This is a genomic window from Polaribacter marinaquae (genome assembly GCF_038019025.1).
GTDB classification, from domain to species: Bacteria; Bacteroidota; Bacteroidia; order Flavobacteriales; family Flavobacteriaceae; genus Polaribacter; species Polaribacter marinaquae.
The window spans coordinates 3,042,626-3,055,481 of the sequence record NZ_CP150496.1; the positions used below are offsets into that span (position 1 = coordinate 3,042,626).

A 12,856-nucleotide genomic window follows, 5' to 3' on the forward strand; every position below is an offset into this window, starting at 1 on the left:
AAAAAAATGGGAAAGCCAAGTGCTTTAGAATGAATAATAGTTTTTTTATGATTGGTAAAATTAATTTTCGAAGTAATTTATTTGTTTTCGGTATTCCGTTATTAATGTTTCTATTATTGGTAACAATTACAAAAAGATCTAATCTTGTTTCAGAAATTTCAGTATTTGTACTTATAGATTTGTTAATAACAGTTCCTTTTGTCTATTATTTATTAATTAGGAGTAAAGACATTTCTAATAAAACAATAATTATTGTTGCTTTGCTAGGTTCTTTTATTGCGTGCTCTATTCTTCCAAAAGAAAATCTAAAAATTTATGCATTGCCCTTTGTTGAGGTTTTAGTTGTTTTTTTGTGATAATAAAAAGTAGTAGTGAACTAAAAAAAGTAAAAGAAAACAAAAATAATTCTTTAGATTTTTATGAGATAGTTTAAAGAATTTGTACGAAAATAATGCCTCAAATTATAGGAAATATTCTAGCTGCTGAAATTTCTGTTGTTTATTACGGTCTTTTTAATTGGAGGAAGAGAAAGTTAAAAGAAAATGAGTTTTCTTATCATAAAGAAAGTACAGCTAATAGTGTAATTCTGGGGTTTCTATTGGTTATTGTTGTAGAAGCGTTTGTAACACATTCTATGATAAAAGTGGGTAATAGCAAGGGGACATTTATTTTAACGACCTTAAGTATTTATACCTTTTTACAAGTATTGGCGCTTATAAAATCTTTATCGAGAAGACCTGTTTTTATAGATTTAAAAAAGAAACAAGTAGTTTTAAAATTCGGCATTTTAGCAAATGCAATTATTCCTTTTGAAACAATTAAAGAGATAGAGGTTTCTACGAAAGAGTTTTCAGAAAAATCTCCAATAAAGTACTTTTCGCCGTTAGGAAGCTCATCAGGACATAATGTAATTATTTATTTGAATAAAAATATAAAGTTCGAAAGCTTTTACGGTTTTAAGAAGAAAGCAACGTCTTTGGCTGTTTTTATAGATGCTAAAAATGATTTTGTAAATTTAAATTAAAAAAGAAATGATTAATCATTAAAAATAATATGCTGATAAGCGCCAATATCAGGATTTGAAGTTCTGTCTACACCTAAGATATCAATATTAAAAGGAGTAGATAAAGCTTTATTTATAGCGTCACTATTCTCACCAATTATAAAATTACTTTTCTGAGTATCTTTAAAATTAGCATTTCCGTTTAAAATAATATCACTGTAATTTGTGTTGTTGTTAAAGTCTAGTTCTGTAATGCCTTCAAAAGAATTATTGGTATCATTAAAACGAATCATACAATTTTTGATGGCATAATTAAATAAACTCCCATTATTTAAATTATCTAAAATAAACTCTATATTATTATTGCCTTCAAAAATACAATTGGTAAAATTTGCAGCTTTTAAATCTCTAGTTTCTGCAATTTCTTCTCCACTTTCATTTGTATAGGTAAAAAAGTTATTTACTAACACGGCTGGTAATTGTCTTATTCCATTGTTCCAATAATTTGCGAAAGTACTGTGGGTAAAATTATAAGTTCCTCCAATGGTAGCGGCCAAAGAGGCTTGACCTGCAGAACCAATTACAACATTATTTCCTTCAATATTTGTTTCTCTAGCTAAAATTCCGAAGTTAGAATGGTTGTAGATTTCGGTATTTTCTAATTTTAAAGTTGGCGATGTACTGCTGCCTATACTATCAATTAAAATTCCGATGATACCATTTTTTATAATTGTGTTTTTTATTTCGTTTTCTGTACTTCCGGCTCGCATCCAAAGAGTTCCCCATTGTCCAGGAATTTCACTAAAACTATTTTCTAGTCTATCACCTTCAAAAATAACTTTATCATTAAGAGTTCCGTTTACTTTTAAGGTAGCTTTATTGTCTACGATTAAACCCGAATTATCATGAAAATGAACTCTTGCACCAGCTTCTATAGTAAGTGTTTTATTTGCAGGTACCGCAGCATAACCATAAATTACAGTTGGTTTTGTTTTATTAAAAATAAGTTCATCATCATTTAAAAAACGACCTTTAATTGTCGTTGGTTCTCCGTCTAAAGTTAAACTATCAATTTTCATAGAGATAGCATCTTTACCCGGATAAATAAAGTTTGCATCTTCAACCAAAGTAACCAAATCTACGTTTTGTTCTTTATCTCCGTTATCAAATAAAATTCTGTCTGTATACAGCGGATTTGTTTCTGCCGAAACATCTACTGTGGTTTCTATAAATACGTAGATACTATCTTTAGCAAGTATATCTATATTATTAAATGTTTTACCGGCAATACCATCTACGTTTAATCTATAATTAGAACTGTTTCCTTTTTCTAAAGTAATATAAGGAATGGTGATTGCATTATTACTTCTATTATATACTTTTAAATTATAAGTTGCAGAACCAATATTTGTAAAAACAGTATCTAAAAAAACGGTGTCTTTAGAAAATTCTAAAGCTCCAAAACTTTCTATTGTAGAGAAATCTTTTCTGCAAGAACTTACAGAAATTAAAGCAATACAAATAACGAAAGAAATAAAATAACGCATAAATTAATGTTTTGTAAGTATAAGTTCTTATATACGTAAAAGTAATATAATTATTGCTTAACCAATTCTATTTCAAATAATTTGCCCCAATATTTACCGGTAACAAACAATCTGTTATTTTCTGCATCGTATGCAATACCATTTAAAACCTCATCGTTTTCTACTAATTTCTGAGTTTTAGACATCACTTTTTCTAAACCTCTTAAGTCGCCTAAACCTTCTACAATACCAGTTTCTGCATTAATAATTGCAATGGTGTTTTTTTGATACTTATTAGCGTAAATTTTACCATTAACTAACTCTAATTCGTTTAGATAATTTACAGAACGATCATTAGTATATGCTTGTATAAAACGTTTTTCTTTAAGTGTGTTTGGGTCTAGAAACCAAATTTTATCAGAACCATCAGATTTTATAAGTTCTTTATCGCTGTGCGTTAAACCCCAACCTTCTTTACTTTTATTGTAAGCAAATTCCTTTTCTAATTCAAAAGTTTCTAAATCGTAAACAAAACCTTTGTTACTTTCCCAGGTAAGCCAAATTATTTTGTCATCCACAATTGTCATTCCTTCACCAAAATATTTGTTGTCTAAATCTATTTTTTGTAAAACTTTACCCGTTTTTATATCTACTTTTCTAAGAGTAGATTCACCTCTACGACCCGTAGTTTCATATAAATAACCCTTATAAAATTCTAGCCCTTGTGTGTAAGCTTTTGTGTCGTGCGGATATTCATTAATAATTTTAAATTTATAGATGGCAGGTTTTGTATTGGCAAAAACTTCAATAAATCCATTCGTTTTTTTAGTTTTACCATCAAAAAAAGCAAGTGCATTTACAGCATGTTTACCTACACCCAAATCTTTGGTATTTATGGTAGCAGTATTACCGTTACTTTCTACTTGTTTACCGTTTACGTAAAATTGTACTTTTTCAATTTCTTTGCTGTCTTTTTCTGTTAGTTTTAAGGTAACAGATTCATTTAAAACAGCTTTATTTGGTTTTTCTAGAATAAATTTATAATCATTAGAACAAGATATTGTTAAAAATAACGTTGTTAAAAGTGTTACTAAAGTAGAAAATTTCTTCATTATTTATATAGATTTCAATATATTAGAACGTAAAGATTCAAAAAAATCAGCATAAAAAACAACTTTTATGTATTAAAAGAAGCATAAAAAAGAACTTTATTAAAATAAAAACAATTTATTTATTTGTAAATTAAAAAATAAGCTTAAATTTGCATCCTCAAAATAGTTATTAACAGCTATTTAGAATTTTGAGTAAAACTTTACCAACTTTACTCTTACAAACATAACATTAAAGTATTAAATATATTAAAAATGAAAAAAGGAATTCATCCAGAAAATTATAGACTGATTGCTTTTAAAGACATGTCCAACGGAGACGTATTTTTAACGCGTTCTACTGCAGATACAAAAGAAACTTTAGACGTTGATGGTGTAGAGTATCCTTTAGTAAAATTAGAGATTTCTAGAACTTCTCACCCATTTTACACTGGTAAATCTAAACTTATTGATGCTGCAGGACGTATTGACAAGTTCAAAAACAAATATGCAAAATTTAAGAAATAATTTTCTTAAGTTTTTCAAACATATAAAAAGCTCTAACATTAATTTGTTAGAGTTTTTTTTGGGGCGTTACCTTACAGGTCGGGCTTTACTTTTCAATCTTTTTATTCATTCTTCATAAAAAGGATTTCCAATTCAATCCCTAACGCAAACTATTTGCCAAAGCAAGTACAATTTTCGTGCTAATTTCATTATTTTTAAACCTTTTTAAAATATACTTTATATAATGAGAAATACCATACTTGCAATATTATTTGCAATCACAATTTTAGCTGGAGTTTTAGTTTATTTTATTCCTCAAATAGGCACAATAATATTACTATCAATATCTGGTTTGCTAAGTTTAATTGCTATTTATGATAGTTTACAAACCAAACACTCGTTATTAAGAGCATTTCCGTTAGTAGCTCGTTTACGTTGGTTTTTCGAAGAAGAAAGAGATAAAATTCAGCAATATTTTATAGAAGACAATTTAAACGGAACTCCCATAAATAGAGAAAAAAGAAGTATTGTTTATCAAAGATCTAAATTAGAAAAAGAAACCATTCCTTTTGGTACACAACATAATGTTTATAAAAAAGGATATGAATTTGTAAAACATTCACTTTTTCCTACTGCACACCACGATATAATTGGCGATAAAATTACTTTTGGTTCAGATAAGTGTACTCAAAAATATAAAAGTTCTATCATAAATATTTCTGCAATGTCTTTTGGTTCGCTTAGTAAAAATGCAGTTATGGCGTTAAATCAAGGAGCAAAAATGGGCGATTTTGCACATAATACTGGCGAAGGTGGAATTTCTCCTTATCATTTACAAGGCGGTGATTTAATTTTTCAAGTAGGAACGGGTTATTTTGGTGCAGGAAAATCTATAAATGGCAAACGTGTTTTTGATGATGAAATTTTCAAAAAAAATGCTGTTAGACCAGAGGTTAAAATGATTGAAATTAAGTTTTCTCAAGGTGCAAAACCAGGTCATGGCGGAATTTTACCAGCTAAAAAAAACACACAAGAAATCGCAGAAATTAGATCTGTAACTCCGGGTACTCAAGTTGATTCTCCTCCAGGTCATTCGGCATTTTCTAACTATGATGAGTTAATTCAGTTTATTCAAAAAGTAAGAGAGTTAGCGAATGGTAAACCTGTCGGAATTAAATTATGTGTTGGTGATAACCAAGAAATATCAGAAATGATTACTGCATTTGCAACGCATAATAATTACCCAGATTTTATTTCTGTTGATGGTGGAGAAGGAGGAACTGGTTCTGCTCCTTTAGAATTTACAAATTACATTGGTACGCCTTTAATAGAAGGTTTGGTTTTTATCAATAAACAATTATTAAAACACAACTTAAAAAATCAAATTAAAATAATTGCAAGTGGTAAAGCCGTAGATGCTTTTGATGTGGTAAAATATCTAGCTTTAGGTGCAGATGCTGTTGGTATGGCAAGAAGTTTTATGTTAAGCTTAGGTTGCATTCAAGCAAGAGAATGTAATTTAGATACTTGCCCAGTTGGTGTTGCAACCCAAGATGAAGATTTGGTGAAAGCGCTTGTTGTAGAGAAGAAAAATGTTCGAGTAAAAAATTATCATTCAAAAACGGTAGTAGCAATTAAAGAAATTATTGCAGCTTTAGGTTTGCATTCTATTTCCGAATTAGCACCAAACCATATTTTTAGAAGAAGGAAAGATGAAGAGGTAGTTAGTTTAGATGAAGTTTATTACAACTAAAAATAGTTTTATGAATTTGTATGATGTTATTATTGTTGGCGGAGGCCCAATAGGAATTGCTTGTGGTTTAGAAGCTAAAAAGAAAGGATTAAAATATCTAATTATAGAAAAAGGTCCAATTGTAAATTCTCTATACAATTATCCTGTTAACATGCAGTTTTTTTCTTCTTCAGAAAAATTAGAAATAGACAATATTCCATTTATAAGTAAAGAAGCCAAACCAAGAAGAAACGAAGCTTTGGAGTACTATAGAAGAATTGTAACTTCAAATAAATTAAAATTACATTTATTTGAAACGGTAAATTCTATAGATAAAAATGAAAAGGAGTTTACATTAAATACTTCAAAAAATACATACAAAGCAACTAATATTATAATTGCAACTGGCTTTTACGATCTGCCAAATACTATGGATGTTGAAGGTGAAAATCTACCTAAGGTTTCCCATTATTATAACGATCCTCATTTTTATGCAGGTCAGAAATTAGCTGTAATCGGTGCAAGTAATTCTTCTGTTGATGCTGCATTAGAATGTTACAGAAAAGGTGCTGAGGTAACTTTAATAGTTAGAGGAGAAGAAATTGGGCAACGTGTAAAGTACTGGGTAAGACCAGATATTATTAATAGAATTAAAGAAGGAAGTATAAACGTTTTTTACAATACAACAGTGAAAGAAATTACAGATAAAAATGTAATTGTAAATACTAAAAATGGTATTAAAACAATAGAAAATGATTTTGTATTAGCCTTAACTGGTTATAAACCAAATTTTAAATTTTTAGAACATGTAGGTGTTCAGTTTTCTAAAGACGATAAGAAAATACCCGTATATAATGATGAAACTATGGAAACAAATGTAAAAGGTGTTTATTTAGCTGGAGTAATTTGTGGAGGTTTAGAAACTCATAAATGGTTTATAGAAAATTCTAGAATTCATGCAAAAATGATTGTAGATGATATTGTCCAATAAAAAATTTATAAAATAAAAAACCACCTAGATTTTAGGTGGTTTTTTTTATAATTATTTAATCAATTATTACATGTAATCTTCAATAGGATTACAAGAACAAATTAAATTTCTATCGCCATAGGCATCATCAACTCTTCTTACAGTTGGCCAAAACTTATTTTCGGCAATGTAGTCTAAAGGAAATGCAGCTTGCTTTCTAGTGTAAGGTAACTCCCATTCATCCGAAGTAAGCATTTCTTGTGTATGAGGAGCATTTTTTAAAGGATTGTTTAAATCTTCTTTCGATGCATTTTTAATTTCTTCTCTAATAGAAATCATGGCATCACAAAAACGATCTAATTCTGCTAAACTTTCAGATTCTGTAGGTTCAATCATCATTGTTCCTCCTACAGGAAAAGAAACTGTTGGTGCATGAAAACCATAATCCATTAAACGTTTTGCAATATCTACAACTTCGATACCTTTTTGTTTAAAATCTCTACAATCAATAATCATTTCGTGTGCTGCACGACCTTTTTCTCCGGTATATAAAGTTGGATAATGTTCTTCTAAACGCTCTTTAATGTAGTTTGCGTTTAAGATTGCATTTTTAGTAGAATTAGTCAATCCGTCTGCACCTAACATTGTAATATATCCGTAAGAAATTAAACAAGCTAAAGCAGAACCCCAAGGAGCGGCAGAAATTGCAGTAATTGCGCTTTTGCCACCAGTTTTAATTATTGGATTTGTTGGTAAAAACGGAACTAGTTGTGGAGCAACACAAATTGGCCCTACACCAGGACCACCACCACCATGAGGAATGGCAAAAGTTTTATGCAAGTTAAGATGACAAACATCTGCACCAATTGTAGCAGGATTTGTTAGACCAACTTGAGCGTTCATATTTGCTCCGTCCATGTAAACTTGTCCACCGTTATCGTGAATAATTTTAGTTATTTCTTTAATTTCTTTTTCGTAAACACCATGAGTAGAAGGATATGTTACCATTAAAGCAGCTAAGTTGTCCTTATGTAGCGTTGCTTTTTCTCTTAAATCTTCTACATCGATATTACCGTTTTCTGCTGTTTTAGTTACAACAACCTTCATACCAGCCATAACTGCAGAAGCAGGATTTGTACCGTGTGCAGAAGCAGGAATTAAACAAATATTTCTATGGGAATCATTATTTGCTTGATGATAAGCTCTAATAGTCATTAAACCAGCAAATTCACCTTGTGCACCAGAGTTTGGCTGTAAAGATGTACCCGCAAAACCTGTAATAATATTTAATTGATGTTCTAAATTTTTTAAAACTTCTTGATAACCTTCTGCTTGATTTAAAGGAACAAATGGATGAATATTTCCCCATTGAGGATTACTTAAAGGCAACATTTCTGATGCAGCATTTAATTTCATTGTACAAGAACCTAAAGAAATCATAGAGTGATTTAAAGCTAAATCTTTACGCTCTAATTTCTTTATGTAGCGCATCATATCTGTTTCCGATTGATACGTGTTAAAAACTTCATTGTCTAAGAAAGTAGTATTTCTTAATAAAGATTCGTTTAAAATAGTTGTTGTTTCTGGTAATGCTTGTGGTTTTAAATTAAAAGCCTCTTCAAAACAAGAAATTATTTCTTTTAAAGAAGCTTTATCTACAGTTTCATTTATAGATATAGAAACATGGTTTTGATCAACATAATTAAAGTTTATCTCTTTAGATTCTGCTACGGTTTTTAATTTATCTGCTTCAACTTCAATTAAAAGAGTATCAAAATAAGATTTATTAAGTTGTTTAAAACCTAAGTTTTCTAAAGCATTTGCTAATAGATTTGTATGTTGATGAACATTGTTAGCAATATACTCTAAACCATTTTTACCATGATAAACAGCATACATACCAGCCATAACAGCTAATAATACTTGTGCTGTACAAATATTAGAAGTTGCTCTTTCTCTTTTTATATGTTGTTCTCTGGTTTGTAATGCCATTCTTAAGGCACGCTTACCATTCATGTCTTTAGTAACCCCAATTATTCTACCAGGAATACTTCTTTTGTAAGCTTCTTTTGTAGCAAAATAAGCTGCATGAGGACCACCATAACCTAACGGAATACCGAAACGTTGTGTAGTACCCACAACTACAGATGCACCAAAATCTCCAGGAGCTTTTAATTTAACTAATGATAAAATATCAGCAGCAACTGCTATTTTAATGTCGTTATTATTCGCTTTTTCAGCAAAAGATTCATAATCAAATATTTGACCGAATTTACCAGGATATTGCAATATTGCTCCGAAAAAATCATCATCAAAATTAAACTCTTCATGGTTTCCGACAACTAATTCTATACCAATTGGTGTAGCTCTTGTTTCTAAAAGAGAAAGTGTTTGTGGTAAAATTTCATCAGAAACAAAAAACTTATTTGCTTTTGCTTTTTTCTTAGCTCTTTCTCTTACATCGAACAACAAAGCCATTGCTTCTGCAGCAGCTGTAGATTCGTCTAATAAAGAAGCATTTGCAAGCTCCATACCTGTTAAATCACAAACCATTGTTTGGTAATTTAGCAAAGCTTCTAATCTACCTTGAGCAATTTCTGCTTGGTAAGGTGTGTAAGCTGTATACCAACCCGGATTTTCTAATATGTTTCTTTGAATAACACTTGGTACAATTGCTTCGTTATAACCTAAACCAATATAACTTTTAAACACTTTATTTTTTTCTGATAAAGCTTTTATATGTGCTAAGTATTTATACTCGCTCATAGATTCTTCTAAATCTAGTTTGTTTTTTAAAAGAATGTTGTCTGGCACAGTTTCATTAATTAACTGTTCTAAACTATCTGCATTAATAGCTTTTAACATTTTTTCTTGTTCCTTTTTATTAGGACCAATATGTCTAAGTTGAAACGAATTTGTATTCATTAATTAAGTTTTGTGAACGATTGATTTCAATCGATTTAGTGTTGTTTTTTTGATGTCTAAAAATCGTATTTTTTGACCGCTCAAAAATAAGGATTTAATAAATTATTTTCTAACCGAAAACGTATAAAATGATGTTAATTATTAACTAAAAATTAATGTTATGAACAGAAACGTTATTTTTGTTTAATGAAGTTTTTAAAAATATTTTTAAATTTTTACCTAAATGCCAGTATTCATGTGGCTTTGGCAGTTTTTTCGCTTGTAAAAATTACTGAACAATATTTTGAACTTTCTTTACATCAAAACTTATCAATATTTATATTTTTTAGCACAATAACAGGGTATAATTCTGTGAAATATGCAGGTGTTGCTAAATTGCATCATAGAAGTTTAACAAATAACTTAAAGGTAATTCAGGTTTTTTCTTTTTTTTGTTTTTTAGCAATGTGTTTTTATGCTTTTAAACTCCAAAAAGTGACATTGTTATTCACTTTGCCTTTTCTTCTTTTAACTTTTTTATATGCAGTACCTTTTCTAAGTGGTTTCGATAAAACTTTAAGAGAAGTTAGTTATTTGAAAATTGTTGTTGTAGCTATTGTTTGGGCTGGTTTTACGGTTTTAATTCCTTGTGTAGAAGCAGGTATTCAATTTAATTTTAAACTATTTTTAGTAATGTTCCAACGTTTCTTAATTGTGATAATTTTAATACTTCCTTTTGATATTAGAGATGTAAAATATGATGCAATTTCTTTGCAAACTATTCCAAAAAAAATAGGAGTTGAAAAAACAAAAAGGGTAGGTTTAACCCTTATGATTCTTGCTTTGATTGTAGAATATGCTATAAATGTAAACGGTATTTCTAAAAATGCCTTTATGATTTTCTTTTTTCTAGTTATCATTTTATTAATGCGATCTAAAATCAATCAATCTAAATACTATAGTTCATTTTGGGTGGAATCATTACCTATAATTTGGTGGTTATTTCTTTTAGGATTCCGTAATTTATAACAACATTTACAAGGTTTTTTATCAACTTTAATATTATTGATGTTAATTATAATAGATATCATAAAACTTTAGTTGGGCTTTCGATTAAGCTACTATATTTGTAGATTTACAGAGAATAAATCAATCAAGATTTTTATAATGATCACTACAAAAAGAAACTATATTTTCGATTTTGACAGCACACTTACTAAAGTGGAAGCTTTAGATGTTTTAGCCGAAATAACATTAACCGATAATCCTAAAAAAGAAGCTATAATTCAAGAAATTATAGATATTACAAATTTAGGTATTGATGGCGAAATTTCTTTTACAGAATCTTTAGAAAGAAGAATTAAGTTATTAAAAGCAAATAAGGCAGATTTAAGTAACTTAGTAGTTGCATTAAAAAAGCAAGTTTCTAAATCTATAGAAAGCAATAAAGAATTTTTTGAGAATTTTGCAGATGATATTTATGTAATTTCCTGCGGATTTAAAGAATTCATAGATCCTATTGTTAAAGAATACAATATTCCTTCTGAACGCGTGTATGCAAATACATTTACGTTTGCAGAAGACGGAGAAATAATTGGTTTTGACGCTGATAATCCGTTATCAAAACATAACGGAAAAATTGAGTGTTTAAAAGACATGAATTTAGACGGAGAAATACAAGTGATTGGCGATGGTTACAGCGATTATGTAACTAGAGAAGCAGGTATTGCTGATAAGTTTTTTGCTTATACAGAAAATGTTTCTAGAGAAAAAACAACAGAAAACGCAGACCATATTGCCCCAAATTTAGATGAATTTTTATACGTAAACGATTTGCCAAGAAATATAAGTTACCCAAAAAATAGAATTAAAATATTATTATTAGAAAACGTACATCCAGATGCTTTTAAGAAGTTATCTAAAGATGGATTTTCTGTAGAAACTGTATCTAAAAGTTTGTCTGAAGACGAATTGATAGAAAAAATTAAAGATGTGCATGTTTTAGGTATTCGTTCTAAAACAAATGTTACACAAAAAGTTGTAGATGCAGCAGAAAAATTAATGGTTGTAAGTGCTTTTTGTATCGGTACAAAACAAATCGATTTAGAAGCTTGTAAAGAAAAAGGTATTGTGGTTTTTAACGCACCTTACAGTAATACACGTTCTGTTGTAGAATTAGCAATTGGAGAAATTATTATGTTAATGCGTAGTGTTTTTCAAAGAAGTACAGAAATTCATAATGGGCAATGGAATAAAACAGCAGAAGGGTCTAAAGAAGTTCGTGGTAAAAAATTAGGTATTGTTGGTTACGGTAATATTGGTAAGCAATTATCTGTTTTAGCAGAAGCTTTAGGTATGGATGTTTATTATTATGATGTTGAAGATAAACTAGCTTTAGGAAACGCAACAAAAATGAGCACTTTAGAAGAGTTGTTGGCAATTTCTGATGTTGTTACTTTACATGTTGATGACAATGCGGCAAATAAAAATTTCTTTGGCGAAAAAGAAATTTCTCAAATGAAAGATGGTGCTCATTTGGTAAACTTATCTAGAGGTTTTGTTGTAGATATAGAAGCTTTAGTTGCTGCTTTAAAAAGCGGTAAAATTGCAGGAACAGCAGTTGATGTTTATCCGTCTGAACCAAGAAAAAACGGAGAATTTTATACTGAATTAAAAGGATTGCCAAATGTTATTTTGACTCCGCATGTTGGCGGAAGTACAGAAGAAGCGCAAAGAGATATTGCAGATTTTGTACCAAGTAAAATAATGGCGTACATCAATTCTGGTAATACTGTTGATGCAGTAAACTTTCCTAACATTCGTTTACCAAGACAAACAAACGCACACAGGTTTTTACATATTCATAAAAATGTACCTGGTGTAATGGCTAAAATTAATAAGGTTTTAGCAGAATACGAATTAAACATTAACGGTCAATATTTATCTACAGATCCTAAAGTAGGTTATGTAATTACAGATTTAGATAAAGAATACAATAAAGAAGTTATAGACGAGTTAAGAAAAATTGAAGGAACAATTAGATTTAGAGTTCTGTATTAACAATCAAAATCACAATCAACACAACAAAAAAGCCTTTCAATATTTTATTGAAAGGCTTTTAATTTT

Annotated in this window: 10 protein-coding genes; 7 read left to right on the forward strand and 3 right to left on the reverse strand. The window is 29.4% G+C overall.

From position 1 onward, the window contains the following. The first annotated feature begins 29 nt into the window (after positions 1 to 29). Both WG950_RS13500 and WG950_RS13505 read left to right on the forward strand, forming a co-directional pair. A complete protein-coding gene (locus WG950_RS13500; protein ID WP_340933053.1) occupies positions 30 to 356 on the forward strand; it encodes a hypothetical protein in 327 nt (108 codons plus the stop codon). 95 nt (positions 357 to 451) lie between these two features. Further along, on the forward strand, positions 452 to 1,024 hold the full coding sequence (locus WG950_RS13505; protein ID WP_340933055.1) for a hypothetical protein: 573 nt from the start codon (positions 452 to 454) through the stop codon (positions 1,022 to 1,024). 11 nt (positions 1,025 to 1,035) lie between these two features. Here WG950_RS13505 and WG950_RS13510 read toward each other — a convergent pair whose 3' ends face one another. Together WG950_RS13510 and WG950_RS13515 are read right to left on the reverse strand one after the other, a co-directional pair. Beyond that, the gene (locus WG950_RS13510; protein ID WP_340933057.1) at positions 1,036 to 2,550 is read right to left on the reverse strand and encodes a hypothetical protein; all 1,515 of its coding nucleotides are present in this window, start codon (positions 2,548 to 2,550) and stop codon (positions 1,036 to 1,038) included. Between the two features lie 50 nt (positions 2,551 to 2,600). Then, on the reverse strand, positions 2,601 to 3,641 hold the full coding sequence (locus WG950_RS13515) for a glutaminyl-peptide cyclotransferase (protein ID WP_340933059.1): 1,041 nt from the start codon (positions 3,639 to 3,641) through the stop codon (positions 2,601 to 2,603). A 252-nt stretch (positions 3,642 to 3,893) separates the two neighbouring features. Here WG950_RS13515 and WG950_RS13520 point away from each other — a divergent pair, with 252 nt between their 5' ends. The 3 genes from WG950_RS13520 (at position 3,894) to WG950_RS13530 (ending at position 6,847) form a co-directional block, all read left to right on the forward strand. Further along, positions 3,894 to 4,145 carry a type B 50S ribosomal protein L31 gene (locus WG950_RS13520; RefSeq protein WP_077809799.1) on the forward strand — a complete coding sequence of 84 codons (252 nt, stop codon included), beginning with the start codon at positions 3,894 to 3,896 and terminating at the stop codon, positions 4,143 to 4,145. Between the two features lie 223 nt (positions 4,146 to 4,368). Next, a complete protein-coding gene (locus tag WG950_RS13525; RefSeq protein WP_340933062.1) occupies positions 4,369 to 5,877 on the forward strand; it encodes an FMN-binding glutamate synthase family protein in 1,509 nt (502 codons plus the stop codon). Positions 5,878 to 5,887: 10 nt separating this feature from the next. Continuing rightward, on the forward strand, positions 5,888 to 6,847 hold the full coding sequence (locus WG950_RS13530; RefSeq protein WP_340935265.1) for a YpdA family putative bacillithiol disulfide reductase: 960 nt from the start codon (positions 5,888 to 5,890) through the stop codon (positions 6,845 to 6,847). A 66-nt stretch (positions 6,848 to 6,913) separates the two neighbouring features. Here the strand turns inward: WG950_RS13530 and gcvP are convergent, their stop codons facing one another. Continuing rightward, the gene (gcvP, locus tag WG950_RS13535; RefSeq protein ID WP_340933064.1) at positions 6,914 to 9,751 is read right to left on the reverse strand and encodes an aminomethyl-transferring glycine dehydrogenase; all 2,838 of its coding nucleotides are present in this window, start codon (positions 9,749 to 9,751) and stop codon (positions 6,914 to 6,916) included. Positions 9,752 to 9,937: 186 nt separating this feature from the next. On the opposite strand from gcvP, the gene WG950_RS13540 reads away from it, so the two are divergent. Both WG950_RS13540 and serA read left to right on the forward strand, forming a co-directional pair. Next, entirely contained in the window at positions 9,938 to 10,759 is an 822-nt protein-coding gene (locus WG950_RS13540; RefSeq protein ID WP_340933065.1) for a hypothetical protein, read from the forward strand. Positions 10,760 to 10,897: 138 nt separating this feature from the next. After that, positions 10,898 to 12,790, forward strand: a complete 1,893-nt coding sequence (gene serA, locus WG950_RS13545; protein ID WP_340933067.1) for a phosphoglycerate dehydrogenase — start codon at positions 10,898 to 10,900, stop codon at positions 12,788 to 12,790. Positions 12,791 to 12,856 lie beyond the last annotated feature (66 nt).